Annotated in this window: 20 protein-coding genes; 8 read left to right on the forward strand and 12 right to left on the reverse strand. The window is 64.2% G+C overall.

From position 1 onward, the window contains the following. Positions 1–11: 11 nt before the first annotated feature. On the forward strand, positions 12–350 hold the full coding sequence (locus P3C50_RS00485) for a Na+/H+ antiporter subunit G (RefSeq protein ID WP_197855296.1): 339 nt from the start codon (positions 12–14) through the stop codon (positions 348–350). Positions 351–457: 107 nt separating this feature from the next. Continuing rightward, complete coding sequence (locus P3C50_RS00490; protein WP_275544480.1) at positions 458–973, forward strand: GNAT family N-acetyltransferase; 516 nt, start codon at positions 458–460, stop codon at positions 971–973. A 265-nt stretch (positions 974–1,238) separates the two neighbouring features. On the opposite strand, the gene P3C50_RS00495 is transcribed toward P3C50_RS00490, so the two are convergent. The 3 genes from P3C50_RS00495 to P3C50_RS00505 form a co-directional block, all read right to left on the reverse strand. Continuing rightward, the gene (locus P3C50_RS00495) at positions 1,239–2,852 is read right to left on the reverse strand and encodes an NAD(P)/FAD-dependent oxidoreductase (protein ID WP_275544481.1); all 1,614 of its coding nucleotides are present in this window, start codon (positions 2,850–2,852) and stop codon (positions 1,239–1,241) included. Between the two features lie 148 nt (positions 2,853–3,000). Further along, entirely contained in the window at positions 3,001–4,128 is a 1,128-nt protein-coding gene (locus P3C50_RS00500) for an MFS transporter (RefSeq protein WP_275544482.1), read from the reverse strand. A 220-nt stretch (positions 4,129–4,348) separates the two neighbouring features. Then, complete coding sequence (locus P3C50_RS00505) at positions 4,349–5,020, reverse strand: COG3650 family protein (RefSeq protein ID WP_275544483.1); 672 nt, start codon at positions 5,018–5,020, stop codon at positions 4,349–4,351. 125 nt (positions 5,021–5,145) lie between these two features. On the opposite strand from P3C50_RS00505, the gene P3C50_RS00510 reads away from it, so the two are divergent. Then, positions 5,146–6,027: an RluA family pseudouridine synthase gene (locus P3C50_RS00510; protein ID WP_275544484.1), complete on the forward strand. Its 882-nt coding sequence runs from the start codon at positions 5,146–5,148 to the stop codon at positions 6,025–6,027. Between the two features lie 105 nt (positions 6,028–6,132). Here P3C50_RS00510 and P3C50_RS00515 read toward each other — a convergent pair whose 3' ends face one another. The 5 genes from P3C50_RS00515 to P3C50_RS00535 form a co-directional block, all read right to left on the reverse strand. Next, positions 6,133–7,155 carry an AbrB family transcriptional regulator gene (locus tag P3C50_RS00515; RefSeq protein WP_275544485.1) on the reverse strand — a complete coding sequence of 341 codons (1,023 nt, stop codon included), beginning with the start codon at positions 7,153–7,155 and terminating at the stop codon, positions 6,133–6,135. Continuing rightward, complete coding sequence (locus P3C50_RS00520; RefSeq protein ID WP_197856053.1) at positions 7,139–8,659, reverse strand: tripartite tricarboxylate transporter permease; 1,521 nt, start codon at positions 8,657–8,659, stop codon at positions 7,139–7,141. Before P3C50_RS00520 ends, P3C50_RS00515 begins: the two co-directional genes overlap by 17 nt. Position 8,660: 1 nt before the next feature. Beyond that, the gene (locus P3C50_RS00525) at positions 8,661–9,104 is read right to left on the reverse strand and encodes a tripartite tricarboxylate transporter TctB family protein (RefSeq protein ID WP_275544486.1); all 444 of its coding nucleotides are present in this window, start codon (positions 9,102–9,104) and stop codon (positions 8,661–8,663) included. Between the two features lie 62 nt (positions 9,105–9,166). Further along, positions 9,167–10,144 (reverse strand): Bug family tripartite tricarboxylate transporter substrate binding protein, encoded by a 978-nt coding sequence (locus tag P3C50_RS00530; RefSeq protein ID WP_197856051.1) that lies wholly within the window; start codon positions 10,142–10,144, stop codon positions 9,167–9,169. 31 nt (positions 10,145–10,175) lie between these two features. Beyond that, entirely contained in the window at positions 10,176–11,441 is a 1,266-nt protein-coding gene (locus P3C50_RS00535) for an OprD family porin (RefSeq protein ID WP_275545318.1), read from the reverse strand. Between the two features lie 257 nt (positions 11,442–11,698). Here P3C50_RS00535 and P3C50_RS00540 point away from each other — a divergent pair, with 257 nt between their 5' ends. Together P3C50_RS00540 and P3C50_RS00545 are read left to right on the forward strand one after the other, a co-directional pair. Then, positions 11,699–12,370 (forward strand): response regulator, encoded by a 672-nt coding sequence (locus P3C50_RS00540; RefSeq protein ID WP_197856049.1) that lies wholly within the window; start codon positions 11,699–11,701, stop codon positions 12,368–12,370. Beyond that, on the forward strand, positions 12,367–13,764 hold the full coding sequence (locus P3C50_RS00545; protein WP_275544487.1) for a sensor histidine kinase: 1,398 nt from the start codon (positions 12,367–12,369) through the stop codon (positions 13,762–13,764). Before P3C50_RS00540 ends, P3C50_RS00545 begins: the two co-directional genes overlap by 4 nt. Here the strand turns inward: P3C50_RS00545 and P3C50_RS00550 are convergent. The 3 genes from P3C50_RS00550 to P3C50_RS00560 form a co-directional block, all read right to left on the reverse strand. After that, a complete protein-coding gene (locus P3C50_RS00550; protein WP_275544488.1) occupies positions 13,747–14,502 on the reverse strand; it encodes a substrate-binding periplasmic protein in 756 nt (251 codons plus the stop codon). The genes P3C50_RS00545 and P3C50_RS00550 overlap by 18 nt on opposite strands. A gap of 139 nt (positions 14,503–14,641) precedes the next feature. Beyond that, positions 14,642–15,478, reverse strand: coding sequence for an HDOD domain-containing protein (locus P3C50_RS00555; protein WP_197856046.1), 837 nt, complete (start codon positions 15,476–15,478; stop codon positions 14,642–14,644). A gap of 47 nt (positions 15,479–15,525) precedes the next feature. Further along, positions 15,526–16,467 (reverse strand): YgfZ/GcvT domain-containing protein, encoded by a 942-nt coding sequence (locus P3C50_RS00560; RefSeq protein WP_275545319.1) that lies wholly within the window; start codon positions 16,465–16,467, stop codon positions 15,526–15,528. A gap of 167 nt (positions 16,468–16,634) precedes the next feature. On the opposite strand from P3C50_RS00560, the gene P3C50_RS00565 reads away from it, so the two are divergent. Next, positions 16,635–16,889, forward strand: coding sequence for a succinate dehydrogenase assembly factor 2 (locus P3C50_RS00565; RefSeq protein ID WP_197856045.1), 255 nt, complete (start codon positions 16,635–16,637; stop codon positions 16,887–16,889). Further along, complete coding sequence (locus tag P3C50_RS00570) at positions 16,873–17,340, forward strand: protein YgfX (RefSeq protein WP_275544489.1); 468 nt, start codon at positions 16,873–16,875, stop codon at positions 17,338–17,340. Before P3C50_RS00565 ends, P3C50_RS00570 begins: the two co-directional genes overlap by 17 nt. Here the strand turns inward: P3C50_RS00570 and nadB are convergent. Continuing rightward, a complete protein-coding gene (nadB, locus tag P3C50_RS00575) occupies positions 17,294–18,925 on the reverse strand; it encodes an L-aspartate oxidase (RefSeq protein ID WP_275544490.1) in 1,632 nt (543 codons plus the stop codon). The two genes, P3C50_RS00570 and nadB, sit on opposite strands and share 47 nt — an antisense overlap. A gap of 550 nt (positions 18,926–19,475) precedes the next feature. Between nadB and rpoE the strand changes: the two genes are divergently transcribed. Beyond that, entirely contained in the window at positions 19,476–20,057 is a 582-nt protein-coding gene (rpoE, locus tag P3C50_RS00580; RefSeq protein ID WP_003245473.1) for an RNA polymerase sigma factor RpoE, read from the forward strand. Positions 20,058–20,085 lie beyond the last annotated feature (28 nt).

Below are 20,085 nucleotides of genomic sequence, written 5' to 3' on the forward strand. Positions count from 1 at the left end.
GGGAAATGACCATGCCGTTCTGGCTGGAACTGTTGATTTGCGCCTGCCTGATCCTGGGCAGCCTGTTCGCCCTGGTCGGTGCCATCGGGCTGTATCGCCTGCCGGATTTCTTTACCCGTCTGCATGGTCCGACCAAGGCCACCACGCTGGGAGTCGGCGGTACGCTGATCGCCTCGATGTTGTTCTTCGCTCACCACACCGGCAGCCTCAGCCTGCACGAGCTGTTGATCACGCTGTTTTTGTTCCTCACCGCTCCGGTCAGCGCACACATCCTGTCCAAGGCGGCAATGCAGAAGAAACTCGAACTGTTCGAGCGGACCCGTGGCCAGCCGTGGGACGATGATCACTGATCCACTGTCAGGCATTTCTCGCGCCTGGCTGTAACTGTCGCCAGGCAACTGCCCGCTCTAGACTGCGCTCTTGAATCAAACGCCGTTGCGTCAGGGGAGTCAGGAGCATGAGCGAGCTGGTCATCCGTCAGGCCGGTGCCGAGGATATCGAGGCGCTCTGCGCGCTGATTCTCGAACACGGGCTCAACCCCTGGAATCATCTGCCCGAAGTCGAGGTTCGCCAGCATCTGCAGGGTATTGCGACGAGCGCGACGCTGGCCGTGTTGGCCGAGGAGCAGGGGCGATTGCTGGGGTTCGTCAGCTATCGCCTGACCGAGGATTTCGCTGCTCACCAACCCGCTGCGCGTGCCGGGCAGCTGCACGGCTATATCTGTGAGGCGGTGGTGCATCGCGATTGCACCGGTCGCGGGCTGGGTGCTCAGCTGCTCACGGCGGCAGTGCAGGATCTCTGGCGACTGGGTGCACGCGATGTCTATATCGATCGCCACGAAGAAAATGCTGCTTCGGCGGGGATGATGCGCAAGGCCGGTTTCGCAGAGTTGCTGACCTATGCCGACCCGGCCCGGCGCCCCAATGGTTCGGGGCGCACGACGCTGTGTTGTATCCGCCGTGATGACGATTGACGGCGCGGCGGCTGCTTCAGGATCGCGAATGAATTCGCGCCTACAGAGGGCGCCCGGTGTTGCGGCACGCGCCTGACCGGTGGGAGCGGATTTATCTGCGAAAAAGGCGGGCACATTTACCCGAATCGCGAATAAATTCGCTCCTACAGAAAAGCTGCGTGTTGGCTGCGGACTGGTAGGAGCGGATTTATCCGCGAAGAAGGCTGGCACGCCCGCCAGCTTGGCGAATCAGGGGCCTGGAAGCCGGCCCCTGTGCGTGCAGGGGTTAGCGATTCAACCCAAGCATGTCCTTGGCCACCGCTTCCGCCACACGGATGCCGTCAACCCCGGCTGAAAGAATGCCGCCGGCGTAGCCCGCGCCTTCGCCGGCCGGGTACAGGCCCTTGAGGTTCAGGCTCTGCAGGTCGTCGCCACGGGTGATGCGCACCGGCGAGGAGGTGCGCGTTTCGATGCCAGTGAGCACCGCATCGGCCAGATCGAAGCCCTTGATCTGTTTGCCGAACGCCGGCAGCGCCTCGCGGATGGCTTCGATGGCGAAGTCCGGTAGCGATGGCGCCAGATCACCCAGTTTCACCCCCGGCTTGTAGGAAGGCTGCACTTCGCCGAGTGCTGTGGACGGCGTGCCCTTGATGAAGTCGCCGACCAGTTGCCCGGGCGCCTCGTAGTTGCGTCCGCCGAGTACATAGGCATGCGACTCCAGACGCTCCTGCAGTTCCACGCCGGCCAGCGGGCCGCCCGGATAATCCTGCTCGGGGGTGATGCCGACGACGATACCAGCGTTGGCGTTGCGCTCGTTGCGCGAGTACTGGCTCATGCCGTTGGTGACCACGCGCTCCGGTTCGGAGGTGGCGGCGACCACGGTGCCGCCCGGGCACATGCAGAAGCTGTAGACCGAGCGGCCGTTGCTGGCGTGGTGCACCAGCTTGTAGTCGGCGGCGCCGAGTTTCGGGTGCCCGGCGTACTTGCCCAGGCGCGCGCGGTCGATCAGCGATTGCGGATGCTCGATGCGGAAACCCACCGAGAAGGGCTTGGCTTCCAGGTACACGCCGCGGGCATGGAGCATGCGGAAGGTGTCGCGCGAGCTGTGGCCGAGGGCCAGCACCACATGGCGGCTATTGAGCTGCTCGCCGTTTTCCAGCACCACGCCGGTAAGCTGGCCGTCTTCCATCAGCAGGTCGCTGACGCGCTGCTGGAAGCGTACTTCGCCACCGAGGGCCTTGATCTCCTCGCGCATGGTGGCGACTACGCCGGTGAGGCGGAAGGTGCCGATGTGTGGCTTGCTGACGTAGAGGATCTCGTCCGGCGCGCCGGCCTTGACGAACTCTTCCAGTACCTTGCGCCCGTGGTGGTTCGGGTCCTTGATTTGGCTGTACAGCTTGCCGTCGGAGAAGGTGCCGGCGCCGCCCTCGCCGAACTGCACGTTGGAGGTCGGGTCGAGCACGTTCTTGCGCCACAGCCCCCAGGTGTCCTTGGTGCGCTGGCGCACTTCCTTGCCGCGCTCCAGCACGATGGGGCGCAGGCCGGCCTGCGCCAGGATCAGCGCGGCGAAGATGCCGCAGGGGCCGAAACCGACCACGATCGGGCGCTCGTCCAGCGGCGTCTCGGCCTTGCCCACCGGTTTGTAGGCAATATCCGGCGCCGGGCCTACATGCTTGTCGCCGCTCAGGCGCGCCAGCAGCGCCGCTTCGTCTTTCACTTCGCAATCGATGGTGTAGATGAACGGCATATCGCCGTACTTCTTGCGCGCATCGTAGCTGCGCTTGAACACGCTGAAATTCAGCAGGTCCGCGTCGGCGATACCCAGGCGCTGGACGATGGCCGGGCGCAAGGCCTCGTCGGCATGGTCTAGGGGAAGTTTCAGTTCAGTCAGACGAAGCATGGCGGTGTCCTGGTTGGCCGGTGGTGATCCGGCAAGGTGAAGAAGGGCGGCGATTGTACGGGATTCGCAGGGCGAAAGGGCGCTGCGTCAGTGGCTGTCCCGGTTCAGATTAGGCCAACCAGGCGCGGGCTGAACCGACGCGCGGTACTCAGCGTCTTTTCAGTGCGCGGCCGCGCGCGAACATCAGGGCGGCGCCGGCCAGGGTTGCCACAGCGGCATAGAGAATCACCGCCTGCGGGCCAAGGCCTTCGATGATCAGCCCGCCGAGTACCGCCCCTGCGGCAATGGCCACCTGAAAGGTCGAGGACAGCAGCGCGCCCGCGCTTTCGGCGTGGTCGGCAGCTGCCCGCGCATTCCAGACCGAGATCGATACCGGGAAGGCGCCGAAGGCGAAGCCCCACAGCGCGGTCGCCACGAGCGCGACATTCACTTCGGCACCGAATAGCACCAATGCAAGCGCCACTAGGGTGATCAGGAACGAGCAACTGGCCACCGCCCACGCCGGGCTGCGCGCGGCGACGATGCCTCCGATCAGGTTGCCGAAAAAACCGCAGACACCGAAAGCCAGCAGGGTCAAAGAGACGGTGGCGACGTCTAGACGCGGCACCTCTTCGAGAAAGGGGCGGATAAAGGTCAGCGCGGCGAAGTGCCCGGAAATGACCAGCAAACCGGTGACCAGGCCGATGACCACCGCGCGACGCGACAATGCGGCCTTGAACGAAGCCAGCCCCGGTGCAGCGGCCGCCGGCAGTCTGGGCAAAGTCAGCATCTGGATCGCCAGCGCCACCACGCCAATGCCGGATGCAGCGAGGAAGGTCATGCGCCAGCCCCACAGATCACCCAGGAAGGCACCTAGCGGAGCGGCGAATACCGTGGCGAAGGAAATGCCCATGAGGATGATCGAGATGGCTTTCGGCACCTTGTCGGGCGGCACCAGGCGCAGGGCCAATGCGGTCATCATGGCCCAGAAGCTGCCAAGGGCGAAGCCCAGCATGCCGCGTGCAATCAGCAGGACGGTGACGGTCTCGGCGTAGGCCGAAAGGACGCTGGAAAGCACCAGCACCACCATCAAGCCCCAGACGATCTTCTGGCGATCCAGTTGGCCGGAACCCAGCACCACGAGTGGGCCGGCAAATGCAGCGACCACCGCCGTAGCGGTAATGGCCTGGCCCACGACACCGTTGGAGGCGCCCAACTCGGTCGCCATCGGCGTGAGCAGGCTGATCGGCAGGAACTCCGCGGTCACCAGCCCGAAGGCGCCAAAGGCGAGCGACACGACGGCCCACCATGCGGCGGGCGGGGAGTCGGACTGGTCAGAGGCCGTTGAGGCGGGATGAGGCATGGAGAAAACCTTGGTGTTCGTCTCGCGCCAGGGCTCGGATGAGCGGCCCCGACGCGAGTGCCACTGCGGGTGTCAGACGGGAAAGGTGTTGCACCCATAGTTCGGCGGGGCCATTTGTCCGGCTTGCCGATGCTGTGCATCGGTATCGCGAGGTTCAGTTGCGCAGGGCACCGAAGTGCGCGCAGCCGCGCAGCACCTGGCCATCGAGACGCAGTTCGGCACTGAGGTGATTGACCGCGCCGCTCATGCCGTCGACGCAACGCTGCGGGGCGACCCACAGATCGAGGCGCTGGCCGTTGGCCTCGCTGCTGAAGTTGAGGCGGCCGTCCGGCATCTGTTCTTCCAGGTAGGGCAGGGCCAGCGGCTCGTGGTCGGGGCGGTTGAGGACCAGACCTTTGCTGCCGACTTCCAGTTGCCAGAACGGTTCGTTGCCACTGGCGCGCAGGGCCAGGCGCTTGAAGTTGAGGTCGTCACAGCCGTGCCCTTCACCTTGCAGGCGATAGATCTGGCTGACCTCGAAGCGACCGTCGTTGCCTTTGCCCTGGCTGCCACCCAGATGACCGCCGAGATCGGCGAACAGGCTGGCCTGGCCATCGCTGCCGAGTCGCGTCACTTCCCGCTCGATACCGGTACCGTCGCCATCTACAAGTACGAAGCGGCGCTGCTCCTGACAGGGCATGAAAACCAGCTGGCCATTGTCGAGCTGTACCTGACCCTGCAGGCGGGTGGCCGGAGGCGGCCCTTCCGGTTTGCCGGTGTAGACCTGGCAGGCGGCCAGAAGCGGGAGTAGGGCGACGCTGGTGAGCAGGGAGCGGGTGATGGACATGGGTCTCTCCAAATACGAGCGGCCACCATAGCCACAGCGCGCCCCTGGCTCAAGCCGTTTGCTTTGACTGAGCCTGGCGAGTGCGGCCTAATTCGCCCGTCCGGTCCGATCGAGCAGCCTCTGCAATGCCCAGCCCCCTCATGCGTCCCAGTACTCTTCATCTGCCACAGGGCGACTGGGCCACGGTCCTCGACTGCCTGTGCGATCACTTTCCCGCCATCGATCGCGCCACCTGGTTGCAGCGTATGGCGCGCGGTCGGGTGCTGGATGCCGGTGGTGCACCCATCGATGCCACGCACCCCTATCAGGTTGGGCTCAAGGTGCGCTATTTCCGTGAGGTGGCGAACGAGACGCCGATCCCCTTCGTCGAACAGGTGCTATGGCAGGACGAGCACCTGTTGGTCGCCGACAAGCCACATTTTCTGCCGGTAATGCCGGCAGGCGAATATGTCGAGCAGACCCTGCTGGCGCGCCTGATCAAGCGCACCGGCAATCCAGACCTGGTCCCGATCCATCGCATCGACAGGCTCACCGCCGGCCTGGTGTTGTTCTCGGTCAACCCGGCCAGTCGCGGCCAGTACCAGGCGCTGTTTCGCCAGCGTGCGGTGGAAAAGCGCTACGAGGCCATAGCCCCGGCGTTGCCGCAGTTGCAGTTTCCCTACCTGCACCGTTCGCGCATGGTCGATGGCGAGCCTTTCTTTCGCATGCAGGAAGTCGCGGGCGAGGCCAATAGCGAAACCCGAATCGAGGTGCTGGAGCGGCGCGGTGGCCTATGGCGTTACGGCCTGTCGCCAGTGACGGGGCGCAAGCATCAGCTGCGCGTGCACCTGGCCGGTCTCGGCGCGCCGATCGTCGGTGATGATTTCTACCCCGAGCTGCACGACAGCCGCGGCCAGCCGGACGACTATGACAAGCCACTCAAGCTGCTGGCGCATGGTCTGCGTTTCGTTGATCCAGTCAGCGGCCACCTGCGCGAGTTCGAGAGCGAACTGCAGTTGCAGTGGTAGCCCTTGTGCGCACGGCGCACCCTACGGCTGTGGGAGGGGCTTCAGCCGCGAGCTTTTTCCTTGCCACATAGCCAGGCGTGCAAAAAAAAGCCCGCACATGGCGGGCTAAGCGTGGCACTTGCACCAGAGCTTGAATAAGGGTTCGGCGAGGAACATCACCAGAAACAGCCGCAGCACCTGTAGGGCGGTGACCAGCGCCACCGACAGTTGCAACGCTTCGGCGGTCAGGCAGAGCTCGGTGATACCGCCGGGCATCATGCCCAGCATCAGCGACAGATGATCTTCGCCGGCCAGCCAGCCGAGCATCTCGCCGAGACCCGCAGCGGCGAGCATGGCCAGCAGGGTGAACACCAGCACGCGGGCGAGAAAACCCGGCGCGCTGCGGAAGAAGGCGCGGTCGAAGTGGCAGCCCAAGGCGCTGCCGATCAGCCACTGGCCGAGTTGGCCCATGCCCTGCGGCATACCCAGATGCAGGTCGAAGCTGGCGCTGGCCACGGCGCAGGCGATCAGCGGGCCGAGCATCCAGGGGTTGGGTTGTTTCAGGCGCCCCCACAGCGCTGCCAGCACGGCGCCGGCGGCGAGCAGGCCGATCAGCCAGATCCAGTCCACCGCTGCGCGCGGCGGTGCGCTGGCTTCGGGCAGGCCCCAGGTGAACAGCGCCGGAATCAGCAGCACCACCAGCAGCAGGCGCAGGCTGTGTGCCGCCGCCACGCGCGCGGGCTGCGCATCGTGGCGCAGGGCCAGGTTGACCATCTCGCTGGCGCCGCCAGGCATGCTGGCGAAAAAGGCGGTCGCGCGGTCGACGCCGGCGCGGCGCAGGATGGCGATACCGATCAGGCTGAGCAGGAGCGTGCCGAAGGCACCCATGAAGATGACCGGCAGATGGCTCAGCACCTGTTCCAGCACCTCGCTGGTGAAGTGCAGGCCGATACCGCTGGCCACCAGCCACTGGCCGGCCTTGCGCCCGCCCGGCAGTTCACTGAAGGGGCGGTCGGCCAGGCAGCGCACGGCGATCACCGCCAGCAGGGATCCGACCATCCACGGCAAAGGCCAGCCGGCGAGGCTGGCCAGGTAGCCGCCGACCACTCCGGCCAGCGGCGTCACCCAGAGATCACGCGGCAGCGGCATCGGCCCCGGCCTTGATCTGCTTGCGGCGGCGTATCCAGCGAATGCCCGGCAGGGCCAGCATCAGCACCACCAGTGCCCACAGCACCAGAGTGATCGGGCTGCCCCAGAGGATGCCCAGGTCACCGGCGGAAATCGACAGCGCGCGGCGCAGGTTGTCTTCCATCAGCTCGCCGAGCACGAAACCGAGGATCAGCGCCGACAGCGGGAAATCGAGCTTGCGCAGGATGTAGCCGAACACGCCGAGCACGATCATCAGTACCAGGTCGAAGGTGGTGCTGTGCACCGCATAGACGCCGACCATGCTGACCACGGTGATCGCCGGTACCAACACCCAGTTCGGCACGCTGAGCATGCGCGAGAACAGGCCGACCATCGGGATGTTCATCACCAGCAGGATGACGTTGCCGATGAACAGCGAGGCGATCAGGCCCCAGACCACGTCCGGTTGCTGTTCGAACAGCAACGGGCCGGGGGTGATGTTGTACAGCGTCAGCGCGCCGATCATCACCGCCGTGGTACCCGAACCCGGTACGCCGAGGGTCAGCATGGGGATCAGCGAGCCGCAGGCCGAGGCGTTGTTGGCCGCTTCCGGAGCGGCCAGGCCGCGCAGGTCGCCGTCACCGAAGCGGCCCTTGTTGCCGGCCAGGCGCTTCTCGGTCATGTAGGTCATGGCGCTGGCAATGGTTGCGCCGGCACCGGGCAGGGTGCCGATGACGAAGCCAGCCAGGGCGCTGCGGATCATGGTCCAGAAGCTCAGGCAGAACTCCTTGAAGTTGAACAGCAGGCGGCCGCTGGCCTTCACCGCTTTCTGGCCGCCGTGGGTCTTTTCCAGCATCAGGAGAATTTCGCTGACGCTGAAGAAGCCGATCACCACGATGACGAACTGGATGCCATCGGACAGGCTGACGCTGTCGAAGGTGAAGCGATACACCCCGGTGGTCGAATCCACCCCCACCGTGGCCAGGGCCAGGCCGATCAGCGCAGCCATCAGGGTCTTGACCGGCTTGTCGCCGACCATGCCGCCGAGGCAGGCGATGGCGAACACCATCAGCACGAAATATTCGGCAGGGCCGAAGGCCACCGCCCATTTCGCCAGCAGCGGGGCGAACAGCACCACGCCGCAGGTGGCGATGATGCTGCCGATGAAGGAGCTGACGGCGGACAGCGACAGGGCGATGCCGGCCTTGCCCTGACGGGCCAGCGGGTAGCCGTCGAGGGTGGTCATGATGGCCGCGGCGTCGCCCGGCACGTTGAGCAGGATGGCGGAGATACGGCCGCCGTACTCGCAGCCCAGGTACACGGCAGCGAGCAGAATCAGTGCGGTTTCCGGCGGCAGGCCGAGGGCGAACGCCAGCGGCAGCAGCAGCGCCACGCCGTTGATAGGGCCGAGGCCCGGCAGCAGGCCGACCACGGTGCCGACGAAGGCGCCGAACAGCGCCACCAGCAGGTTGGTCGGTCGGGTCGCGACGTCGAAGCCCTGCATGAGGAAGTTAAGGGTTTCCATTTCAGCTCTCCACGAAGGCTTCAAGCAGGCCGAGCGGCAGGGGCACGTCCAGCAGCAGATCGAACAATACGTACAGCAGCACACCCATCAGCACCGCGCTGATGGCGCAGGGCAGCAGGCGACCGGTGAACAGCAGGCCAAGGGCGAAGGTGGCCAGGGCGGTGCTGATGACGAAGCCCAGCGGCTCGAAGGTCAGCGCATAGGCCAGCAGAACCACCACGCACAGTGCGCTGCGCAGCGCAGCTGGAATGTCCAGGCGCTGCTCGAGCATGCCGGGCTTGTAGATCAGCCACAGGCTACCGCTGCCCATCAGCGCCAAAAGCAGCAGTGGGTAGGCGCGCGGGCCGACCGGGTCGTAGGCAAAGGGCGCCTGGAAACCCCAGGCAATGACAGCGAGCCAGGCGCACAGCAGCAGCCAGATCGCGGAGAACAGGCGAACGTACATGGAGATTTACCTCAGGAGCGCCGGCCACTGGATGGTGGCCGAGCGCGGATTACGCAGGAGTGTTACTGGACCAGGCCGAACTCGCCGGCCAGCGCCTTGTATTCCTGCACTTGCTTGAGGACGAAGGCGTTGAGCTCGTCGCCGGTGAGCGACAGGGGGAACAGGTCACGTTGCTCACGCAGCGCAGCGAAGTCGTCACGAGCCAGCATCTGCTCGAACTGCTGCTGCCACCAGGCGAACTGCTCGTCGCTGACCTGCGGGCCCATGTAGAAACCACGGATTACCGGCCAGCTGATGTCGAAACCCTGTTCCTTGGCGGTGGGGATATCGGCCAGCTTGCCCGGCAGGCGCTCGTCGGACAGTACGGCGAGGATGCGCACCTTGCCGGCGGCCAGTTGCGGGGTGACTTCGCCGAGGCCGCTGGAGGTGACCTGTACGTGGCCGCCGAGCATGGCAGTGAGGGTTTCGCCGCCGCCTTCGAAGGCCACGTAGCGCAGCGACTGCGGGTCGATACCGGCAGCGCGGGCGATCAGCGCGGTCTGCATCCAGTCCTGACCGCCAATGGTCGCGCCAGCGCCGAAGACCACGCTGGTCGGGTCCTTCTTCAGAGCCTCGACCAACTCGTTGAGGTTCTTCCAAGGGGCATCTTCACGCACGGTGATGGCGCCGTAGTCGGTGCCGATGGCGGCCAGCCAGCGCACGGCGTTCTCGTCGTAGCGGCCGAATTTGCCCTGGGCCAGGTTGAGCAGCGAGCCGGAGGAGAAGGCGGTGATGGTGCCCGGGTCCTTGGCGCGCTGGGCGACCACGGCGTTGTAGGCCACGGCGCCGACGCCGCCGGGCATGTAGGTGACGCGCATCGGCGCCTTGAGCAGGCCGGTATCCTTCAGGCCGCTCTGGGCCAGCTTGCAGGTCAGGTCGAAGCCGCCACCGGGTTTGGCCGGGGCGATGCATTCGGGGCGCTTGGGTTCGGCAGCCAGCAGTTGGCCGGCAAAGGCCAGGCAGGCGGTTGCCAGCGCGGCGCGGGTCAGGACGGATTTCATGACGGTGATTCCTCGCGAGTCTTGTTGTTGTTTACCAGATTGGCAGCGTGTAGCCGACGATGACGCGGTTCTCGTCCGCATCGCGGGCGAAGTCGGAGCGGAAACTGGCGTTGCGTACACGTACGTAAAGGTCCTTGAGCGGGCCGCTCTGCACCACGTACTTGAATTCGATATCGCGCTCCCATTCGCCGCCACGCTCGTCGGAGCCGGCGATGCGCGCGTCGTCACCGCGGATGTAGCGGGTCATGAAGGTCAGGCCGGGAACGCCGATGCCGGCGAAGTTGTAGTCGTAGCGAGCCTGCCAGGAACGTTCGTCGGCGTTGGCGAAATCGTTGATCTGCACGAAGTTGATCAGGAACGGATCGCTGCCGTCGATGTAGGCGAAGCCGGTGTCGCCGCTCATGTCCTGGAAGCCCAGGCCAACCTTGTGGTTGCCCAGGCCGTAGCTGACCATGGCGTTGATGGCGCGGTTATCGACCTTGCCGGCCTTGGCGGCGCCGCTGTCGCTGCTGTAGATCAGGCGCAGGTCGCTGCTCAGGGTGCCGGCACCAACCTTGTGGCTGCTCAGCAGGCCGAGAAAATGCTGGCGATAGATGTCGTCCAGATCGGCGAAATAGTAACGGCCGGTGAAACCGGGCGCGAATTTGTAGTCGACACCGGCCAGGTCAAGGTGGTCAGCGCTGACGCCACCGGCAAAGCGGCGGTTCTTGCTGTTGAGCACCATGTCTTCTTCGTTGGTGGAGGCGCGGTCGATGACCTTGTCCAGGCGGCCGCCGGTGAAGGTCAGGCCTTCGAGTTCGGAAGAGGTCAGCAGGCCGCCCTCGAACACCTGCGGCAGCAGGCGGCTGTCGCTGGCCTTGACCACCGGCAGTTCCGGCACGTGGGAGCCGTAGCGCAGTTCGGTGGCGGAGACCTTGACCTTGGCGGTCAGGCCCATGCGGCTAAACTCGTCGGCGGAGCGCCCGTCGTCGTGAACGGGCAACAGGTCGGTGCCGGTGCGGCCGCGACCCGAATCGAGCTTGATACCGAGCAGGCCCATGGCGTCGAGGCCGAAGCCCACGGTGCCTTCGGTGTAGCCCGATTGCAGGTCGAGGCGAAAACCCTGACCCCATTCTTCGCGCTTGTTCTGGCCGGAGCCTTCGCGGAAGTCACGGTTGAGGTAGATATTGGTGGCAGTGAGGCTGGCGGTGCTGTCTTCGATGAAGGCGGCGTTGGCGAGGGGGGCAGCACCGGTGGCGGCGATTGCCAGGCAGAGCAGGCGGACAGGCGGCAGGGCCTGGCGTGAGGCTGCGAGCATCATGTGGTCTCCATTTTTGTTCTTGTCGCCACCTGGCACCACTGCCAGGTCGCTTGAGCAGGTGGATCGAGCCACCTTTGATCGATGCTATGAGGGCAAGCTTTCGCTAGGCTTTCATGGTGAAAAGTTTTTCAGCGTTACCAGCGCAGGGCTGCGCGGATACCGTTTCGTTTGCCGCTTTGGCATTTGAGCAATTCACAGCAGGCGTAGCGGCGCTAAACTGCGCGCCTTTAACGATGCTGCAGTTGGAGGTAGCGGTGCGGATTCTGCTGGTCGAAGACCATCCGCAATTGGCGGAAAGCGTGGCCCAGGCGCTGAAAGGCGCCGGCTGGACGGTGGACGTGCTGCACGATGGCGTCACGGCTGATCTAGCGCTTTCCAGCGAGGATTATGCGCTGGCGATTCTCGATATCGGCCTGCCACGCCTGGACGGTTTCGCCGTGCTGGCGCGTCTGCGCGACCGTGGCCAGACCCTGCCGGTGCTGATGCTGACTGCACGTGGCGAGGTCAAGGACCGCGTGCACGGGCTTAACCTCGGCGCCGATGACTACCTGGCCAAGCCCTTCGAGCTGACCGAGCTGGAAGCGCGGGTCAAAGCGTTGCTGCGGCGCAGCGTGCTCGGCGGCGAGCAATTGCAGCGCTGTGGCGATCTGGTCTACGACCTCGGCGCTCGCCGTTTCAGCCTCGGTGGCGAGGCCCTTAGCCTCACCGCCCGTGAGCAGGCGGTGCTGGAGGCGATGATCGCCAGGCCTGGCCGGGTGATGAGCAAGGAGCAACTGGCGGCGCAGGTGTTCGGCCTGGACGAGGACGCCAGCCCGGATGCCATCGAGATCTACATTCATCGCCTGCGCAAGAAACTCGAAGGCAGCGCCGTGCGTATCGTCACCTTCCGCGGTCTCGGCTACTTGCTGGAGGCGGTCGAGGCATGAACCGTGGTGTCAGCCTGCGCGGGCGTCTGCTGCGGCGTCTGGCACTGCTGCTGTCGCTGATCCTGCTATTGAGCAGCTTCAGTGCCTACTGGAGTGCCCGCCGTGCAGCGGATACGGCCTATGACCGCACGCTGCTGGCGTCGGCGCGGGCCGTGGCCGATGGACTGTATACCGAGGATGGCCGGCTGCGCGCGAATATCCCTTACGTAGCGCTGGATACCTTCGCTTACGACAGCGCCGGGCGTATCTACTACCAGGTGCTCGATCTGCAGGGCAATCAGGTTTCCGGTTACGAGGACCTGCCGCCCTCGCCGCCGGGTACGCCGCGCACCGATGACTATCCGGCACTGGCGCATTTCTACGATGCCCAGTACCGCAATCAGGGTGTCCGCGTGGTCAGTCTGCTGCAGCCGGTCAGCGAGCCACAGCTCAATGGCATTGCTGAAATCCGCGTGGCGGAAACCCAGGGCGCGCGTGAGCGCATGGCCCGTGAGCTGCTGATCGGCACCCTATGGCGCATGGGTCTGCTTTCGGTCAGCGCATTGTTGCTGGTGTGGTTGGCGGTGAACCTGGCCTTGCGCCCGCTGGAAGCGCTGCGCCGGGAAGTGGCCGAACGGGCCAGCGATGACCTGCAGCCGCTGCCGGACGGGGGGCTGCCACGTGAGGTGCTGCCGCTGGTGGAAACGCTCAACCAGTTCAACGAGCGCTTGCAGGGGTTGTTCGAGCGTCAGTCGCAGTTCATTGCCGACGCGGCCCACGAGTTGCGTACGCCGCTGGCGGCGCTCAAGGCGCGCATTGCCCTGGGCTTGCGTGCCGAGCAACCCGAGGAGTGGCGCAGCACGCTGGAACAGACGGCGCAGCAGGGGGACCGCCTCACCTTGCTGGCCAACCAGCTGCTGTCGCTGGCGCGTATCGAGAGCGGTGCGCGGGCCATTACCGAGGGCGGCGCGCAGCGCATCGATCTCAGTCAGCTGGCGCGTGAGCTGGGCCTGGCCATGGCGCCCCTAGCTCACGCTCGTGGCGTTGCGCTGGCGCTGGAGGCTGAGCAGCCGGTGTGGATCGATGGCGAGCCAACGCTGCTCAATGAGCTGTTGAGCAATTTGTTGGATAACGCGCTGGCGCATACACCGGCCGGTGGCAATCTGATCATCCGCGCCTTGTCGCCAGCCGTGCTGGAGGTCGAGGATGACGGCCCGGGCATTCCCGAAGCCGAGCACGAGAAGGTTTTCGAGCGCTTCTATAGGCGCAGCAATCTGGGCAATGGTGCGGGCCTTGGCTTGGCCATCGTCGGTGAGATCTGCCGCGCCCATCAGGCCAGAATCAGCCTGCATCAGGCGCAGCCGCACGGCCTGCGGGTGCGCGTCGAATTTCCGCTGTCAGTGAGTGAGGCTTAGCGGCTGCTGAATCTCCATCAGGTACTGGGAAACCTTGCCGCTGTCGCGCAATTGCTTAAGGCCGAGGTTGAAGCGCTGCATCAGCTCGACATTGCCAGGCACGTTGCGCGATAGCAGCAGATACATGCTGGCGCTGTGCAGCGGCTTGGGGTGAAAGCTCAGGCGCTGGCGCTCGGTGGCAGTGAACTTTCGGTGCAGCAGGTCGAAGCCTACCACCTTGTCGACCGGAAACAGATCGATGCGCCCGGCGAGCAATTGACGTAGACCCTGTTCATCGCTGGTCAGGCGCACCACCTGGAGTTCACCGGCCGCTTCGGCGCGGCGAAAGGCGTCGCCGTGATCATAGCCACGTGTCACGGCGATGCGCAGGCCGCGCAGATCCTTGATGTTGCGCCAGTCGAAGGCGAAATCCTTGCGATAAAACAGGTGATAGCCGCTTTCGATTACCGCGTCGCTGATGAGAAAGTGCTCTGCGCGCTCAGGGCTGTAGAACCAGACGGCGCTGCCTGGGCGCAGGCCCTGCTCAGCAATTTTCAGAGAGCGCGCCCAAGGATGAAACTCCCAATGCACGTCGATGCCCTGCAGCGCGAATGCCTCGGCGATGATGCGTGACGCGACACCCTGGTGGGGCAGGCTTTCGCCCTGATAGGGTGGCCATTCGCCGTTGGTAAGGCGCACTTGCTCGGCAGCCTGGACGCTGCCGCACAACAGGACGAGCAGGACAAATGCATAACGCATGGCTCTACTTCCTCAGGCGATCGACTTGAGTGTAGAGGCATTTTGTCACCTACATCCCTGTAGATCACCCTTCGGGCCGTCGCGCAGCGACGTCAAAAATTGTTCCCGACAATTTTTTGCCATCCAGGGCGAGATGCATTTATTGCAGCATGCTCATTGCTGCTTCCATCGCAGCCGACATGTCTTCGTCGGCCTGCATATCGACCTGCGGGTCCAGGCCGAGCTTGGCGAACGCCGGCACTTTGCTCCAGTCGAGCTGGGTGTAGGGGTGCTCGCTGCCCAGGTAGCTCTGCAGGGTGGCGACCTGGACGATGTCGACGTAGTCGACCTTGGCCGAGTTGCGGCTGAAGTCCAGATATTGGCTGGGCACGACGGCGATGGGCTCTGGGAACTCCCAGGTACGCAGGATCTTGTCGCCGATGATCGGATGGATCTGCTCGATCACGTGGTTGAGGCTGATGGAGTCGGCCAGCAGCTCGTTGTGTTCTTCGGCATAGGTGAGAATCGGCAGCACGCCGATCTGGTGCACCAGGCCGGCGAGAGTGGCCTGGTCCGGCATCAGGCGCGTGTAGTGGCGGCACAGCACATGGCAGATACCGGCAATTTCGGTGCTCTTGTTCCACACTTCGCGCATCTTGCGGTCGACGACGTCGCTGGTGGCCTGGAACATCTGCTCCATGGCCAGGCCCGTGGCCAGGTTGCAGGTGTAGTTGATGCCCAGGCGGCTGACTGCCATCTGCAGGTCGGTGATCTCCTTGCTGCTGCGCAGCAGTGGGCTGTTGACCACCTTGATGATGCGCGCGGTGAGGGCAGCATCGTTGCCGATCACCTTGCTGATCTGTGGGATGCCCACGTTGGGGTCTTCCGCGGCTTCGCGAACCTTCAGCGCCACTTCGGGCAGGGTGGGCAGCACCAGCTCATCGTTCTCGATGGCATGGATCAGTTCCTGTTGGACTTTTTCAGCAAGCTTGCTCATTAAAGGCTCTCTATAGGCGGCCCGATGCGGCGGCGCCAGGACGTTAATCAGCGCTGGATTTCCTTGTCGGCATCCAGCTGGTAAGGCAGATCGAGCAGGGTCAGCGCCGGGCCATCACTGCTGCCGAGATGAATGCGACCGTCGTTCACGGCGTCTTCCTGAAGCACGGCGAGCAGTTCGATGGCATCCCCGGCCTGGGCCGCGAGCACCACTTCGCCGACGCTGGAGCCATGCACCGGGGAGAACAATTCATCGCCGACGGCCGGTAGTGCTTCGGCGACCAGGCGCAGGCGCTGCAGGCGGCGCTTGAGTTTGCCCAGGTACTGCATGCGCGCGACGATCTCCTGCCCGGTGTAGCAGCCCTTCTTGAAACTCACGCCGCCCAGGGCCTGCAGGTTGATCATCTGTGGGATGAACAGCTCACGCGTGGCGCCGAACACCTGGCCTACACCCGCGCGTACCTGAGCCAGCAGCCAGTCGTTCAGAGGTGCTTGCGGCAGCAGGGCGGCGAGGCGGTCTCGCAATTGCTCCGCCTCGGTGGCCGGAGCCCACAGCTCGGCACGACCATCGCTCAGGCGTACGGCAATCAACTGCCCCGCGCTGGTGATGGCGTCGCTGGCAGCTCCCAGTTGCAGGCCAAGTTCGCTGAGCACGGCGTCGCCGCCGGCCAGGCCAAAACGGACCCAGGCGGCGCTTTCATCGCCGAGCTTGGATTTGGAGAACACCGCATATTTCTGCAGGTCGGCCTGTTGCGACTCGATCAGCTCGCGGGCCATGGCCAGCAGGTAGCCGTCGTCCACCGGGACGATGCGAAAGCTCGACAGCATGCGGCCCTTGGGCGTGCAGCGAGCGCCGAGGCTCGATTGGCTGGCACTCAGGTAATTGAGGTTGCAGGTCACTTGGCCCTGCAGGAACTTGGCCGCGTCCGCGCCGCGCACGGCGAGCAGGCCTTCGTGATCGAGGAGGGTGAAGTAAGCGCTATCGGCCATGATCGGAATCGGTTTGGCTGGGAAAGACGACATGATAAGAGCGGCTACAGGCAGCAGGCTACAGGCGGCAGGCAAAAAGCGGAAAAGCGCCGGGTGTATCTGGTCATTGAGCCGGATACTGCCAGCAGCTGCTGTTATACTGCCGCCTCGTTCGAGGAGTCCGTTGCATGGTTGAGCAAAATGAACTGAATCGCTTGTTCTGGCATAGCCGTCGTGGCATGCTGGAGCTGGACGTACTGCTGGTGCCTTTCGTCCAGGAGGTATACCCGAACCTGGATGCCGAGAACCAGGCGCGCTACCGCAAGTTGCTGGAGTGCGAGGATCAGGACATGTTCGGCTGGTTCATGCAGCGCGGCGAGCCCGAAGATGCCGACCTGCGCCACATCGTGCGCATGATCCTGGATCGTGTCCAACCCAAGTGACGCCTTCGAGTGCCGCTGGCAGCCATCGCGCTGGCTGCTGAGGCTCTACCTGTCGGTACTGGCGCTGGCCCTGCTGGCGCCTTGGCTGGCCGACATTCCCCTCTGGTCGAAATTGCTTTCACCTCTGCCGTGCCTGGCGCACGCAGCCTGGGTGCTGCCGCGGCACGTTCTGCTGACGGCACCGCAGGCCATTACCGGTTTGCGTCGTGATGCGCTCGGCTGGCATCTCTACAGCGCTGCCAGCGGCTGGCAGGCGGTGCAGCTGCGTCCTGACAGCCTGGCGTTGCCGCTGGCGGTCGTGCTGCGCTATCGCGTGCCGGGCCAGCGCTTCAGTCGTGGGCTGTGTATCGCGCATGACGCGCTGGCGCCCGAGTTGCATCGGCGCCTGCGCTTGCGCTTGAAGTTCAGTCGGCGACGCTGGGCTGAGCCTGGGGCGTCGGCACCAGAATAGTGTCGCGGGCCTCGGTTTGTTGCTCGGGGTAATCGAGGGTGTAGTGCAGGCCGCGACTTTCATGGCGCTGCATGGCCGAGCGGATCATCAGTTCGGCGACCAGCGCGAGGTTGCGCAGCTCGATCAGGTCACGACTGACCTTGTAGTTCGAGTAGAACTCATCGATCTCGTCCAGCAGCAGGCGCACGCGATGCTGCGCGCGCTGCAGGCGCTTGTTGGTCCGTACGATGCCAACGTAGTCCCACATGAAGCGGCGCAACTCGTCCCAGTTGTGGGCGATGATCACGTCCTCGTCCGAGTCGGTCACCTGGCTGGCGTCCCAGCAGGGCAGGTTGGCGGGCATGCCGATGGCGCCGAGTTGTCGGACGATATCCGCGCAGGCCGAACGGGCGTAGACGAAGCATTCGAGCAGCGAATTGCTGGCCATGCGGTTGGCGCCATGCAGTCCGGTGAAGCTGGTCTCGCCGATGGCGTACAGCCCCGGCACGTCGGTGTGGCCATGCCGGTCGACCACCACGCCGCCACAGGTGTAATGCGCGGCCGGCACCACCGGGATGGCCTGTTTGGTGATGTCGATGCCAAAGCCCAGGCAGCGTTCGTAGACGGTGGGGAAGTGGCTCTTGATGAACTCCGCCGGCTTGTGACTGATATCCAGGTAGACGCAGTCGATCCCCAGGCGCTTCATTTCATGGTCGATGGCGCGGGCGACGATATCGCGCGGCGCCAGTTCGGCGCGTTCGTCGAAGCGCTGCATGAAGCGTTCGCCATTGGGCAGCTTGAGCAGGCCGCCTTCGCCGCGCACGGCTTCGGTGACCAGGAAGCTCTTGGCCTGCGGGTGATACAGGCACGTCGGGTGGAACTGGTTGAATTCCAGGTTGCCTACGCGGCAGCCGGCACGCCAGGCCATGGCAATGCCGTCGCCACAGGCGCCGTCCGGGTTGCTGGTATAGAGGTAGACTTTGGCAGCGCCGCCGGTGGCGAGCACCACGAAGCGCGCGCTGAAGGTGTCCACTTCGCCGCACGCGCGATCGAGCACGTACGCGCCCAGGCAGCGGTCGCCATCCAGGCCGAGCTTGCGCTCGGTGATCAGGTCGACGGCAACGCGCTGTTCCAGCAGCTCGATGTTCGGGCGCTGGCGTGCCTGTTTCAGCAACGTATTGAAGATCGCCGCGCCAGTGGCGTCGGCCGCGTGAATGATGCGCCGATGGCTGTGGCCACCCTCGCGGGTCAGGTGAAACTCGAAGCCGCCATCCTCGCGCGCCGTTTCATCGTCACGGGTAAAAGGGACGCCTTGATCGATCAGCCACTGGATGGCTTCGCGACTGTGTTCTACCGTGAAGCGCACGGCGTCTTCGCGGCACAGGCCGGCGCCGGCGTCTAGGGTGTCGGCGACGTGGGATTCGACCGTGTCAGTGTCGTCCAGTACGGCTGCCACGCCACCTTGCGCCCAGTAGGTCGAGCCATTGGCCAGGCTGCCTTTGCTCAAGACCGCGATGCGTAAGTGAGATGGCAGGGTGAGGGCGAGGGTCAAGCCGGCAGCGCCGCTGCCGATGACCAGAACGTCGTGCTGGAAGTGGTGGCTCATGTCCGAGTTCCGCGTGAAAGCGAGCCCTAGTATATAGAGAGGGGCATCGGCACAATAGCCAGCCAGAGCCACATCATTATCCGCTGCGTGTCGGGCCTGCTTAGTTGAAGCAATCTCGGACGGTGATTTACGTCCGAATGAAGGCTAGAAGGGCGAGCGAAACGAGTACTGCTCGTTTCTACTCGAAACTCGCTTCCTTCTGTCTTCACCTTGCAGTGCTCTAGCTCGCGAATATTGAGGCAGCTCTTATGTCCGACCTCAATGCTTTGGGAACTTTTTTAGTCTTTAAGGTTCCATAGAGGGTCGCCCATATAAGGGAGAGCGCTTGCGCGTGCCTGCATCTGAAGTCAGCGGAGGGTGTGGAAATGAGCGGCGATAAGATTATTTGCGCCAGCGGAGACGTTTCGCTGTCGCCATTCCAGCCAGAGAAAAGAAAACTCTGCGGGAAGCTTGCTTGGAGGGGAGAACTTTTGCGTAAGGCCCGAGTCTATCTTGGCAAGTTGATTTGCTTACGGGTGCAAGCCTCCTTCAAGCGTAACGAGGAGAGTGCATGCTAACCCAGGAAGATGATCAGCAGCTGGTCGAGCGAGTGCAGCGTGGTGACAAGCGTGCCTTCGATCTGTTGGTGCTGAAGTATCAGCACAAGATCCTCGGTTTGATCGTGCGATTCGTGCACGACACCCACGAGGCTCAGGATGTCGCTCAAGAGGCGTTCGTAAAAGCCTATCGAGCGCTTGGAAACTTTCGCGGTGACAGCGCGTTCTATACATGGCTGTACCGCATCGCCATCAACACGGCGAAGAATTATCTGGTATCCCGCGGTCGGCGGCCGCCAGATAGTGATGTCAGTAGCGATGACGCGGAGTTCTACGACGGCGACCACGCCCTCAAGGACATCGAGTCACCGGAACGGGCATTGCTGCGCGACGAGATCGAGGCCACCGTGCATCGAACCATCGCACAGCTGCCGGATGACCTGCGTACGGCATTGACCCTGCGTGAGTTCGAAGGCTTGAGTTACGAGGACATTGCCAGCGTCATGCAGTGTCCGGTGGGTACGGTACGTTCACGGATTTTCCGTGCTCGTGAGGCAATTGATAAGTCCCTGCAACCTTTGTTGCAGGAAGCCTAAGGCAGCGGCGACAGCCAAGAGAGGTACG

The organism is Pseudomonas sp. Marseille-Q0931 (genome assembly GCF_940789645.1).
Classification (GTDB): Bacteria; Pseudomonadota; Gammaproteobacteria; order Pseudomonadales; family Pseudomonadaceae; genus Aquipseudomonas.

Bases quoted from the DNA above. Each gene is read 5' to 3' on its own strand.
- P3C50_RS00485 (WP_197855296.1), top strand. From the start codon at position 12: ATGCCGTTCTGGCTGGAACTGTTGATTTGCGCCTGCCTGATCCTGGGC.
- P3C50_RS00490 (WP_275544480.1), top strand. From the start codon at position 458: ATGAGCGAGCTGGTCATCCGTCAGGCCGGTGCCGAGGATATCGAGGCG.
- P3C50_RS00495 (WP_275544481.1), bottom strand. From the start codon at position 2,852: ATGCTTCGTCTGACTGAACTGAAACTTCCCCTAGACCATGCCGACGAG.
- P3C50_RS00505 (WP_275544483.1), bottom strand. From the start codon at position 5,020: ATGTCCATCACCCGCTCCCTGCTCACCAGCGTCGCCCTACTCCCGCTT.
- P3C50_RS00510 (WP_275544484.1), top strand. From the start codon at position 5,146: ATGCCCAGCCCCCTCATGCGTCCCAGTACTCTTCATCTGCCACAGGGC.
- P3C50_RS00515 (WP_275544485.1), bottom strand. From the start codon at position 7,155: ATGCCGCTGCCGCGTGATCTCTGGGTGACGCCGCTGGCCGGAGTGGTC.
- P3C50_RS00520 (WP_197856053.1), bottom strand. From the start codon at position 8,659: ATGGAAACCCTTAACTTCCTCATGCAGGGCTTCGACGTCGCGACCCGA.
- P3C50_RS00525 (WP_275544486.1), bottom strand. From the start codon at position 9,104: ATGTACGTTCGCCTGTTCTCCGCGATCTGGCTGCTGCTGTGCGCCTGG.
- P3C50_RS00530 (WP_197856051.1), bottom strand. From the start codon at position 10,144: ATGAAATCCGTCCTGACCCGCGCCGCGCTGGCAACCGCCTGCCTGGCC.
- P3C50_RS00535 (WP_275545318.1), bottom strand. From the start codon at position 11,441: ATGCTCGCAGCCTCACGCCAGGCCCTGCCGCCTGTCCGCCTGCTCTGC.
- P3C50_RS00545 (WP_275544487.1), top strand. From the start codon at position 12,367: ATGAACCGTGGTGTCAGCCTGCGCGGGCGTCTGCTGCGGCGTCTGGCA.
- P3C50_RS00550 (WP_275544488.1), bottom strand. From the start codon at position 14,502: ATGCGTTATGCATTTGTCCTGCTCGTCCTGTTGTGCGGCAGCGTCCAG.
- P3C50_RS00555 (WP_197856046.1), bottom strand. From the start codon at position 15,478: ATGAGCAAGCTTGCTGAAAAAGTCCAACAGGAACTGATCCATGCCATC.
- P3C50_RS00560 (WP_275545319.1), bottom strand. From the start codon at position 16,467: ATGGCCGATAGCGCTTACTTCACCCTCCTCGATCACGAAGGCCTGCTC.
- P3C50_RS00565 (WP_197856045.1), top strand. From the start codon at position 16,635: ATGGTTGAGCAAAATGAACTGAATCGCTTGTTCTGGCATAGCCGTCGT.
- nadB (WP_275544490.1), bottom strand. From the start codon at position 18,925: ATGAGCCACCACTTCCAGCACGACGTTCTGGTCATCGGCAGCGGCGCT.
- rpoE (WP_003245473.1), top strand. From the start codon at position 19,476: ATGCTAACCCAGGAAGATGATCAGCAGCTGGTCGAGCGAGTGCAGCGT.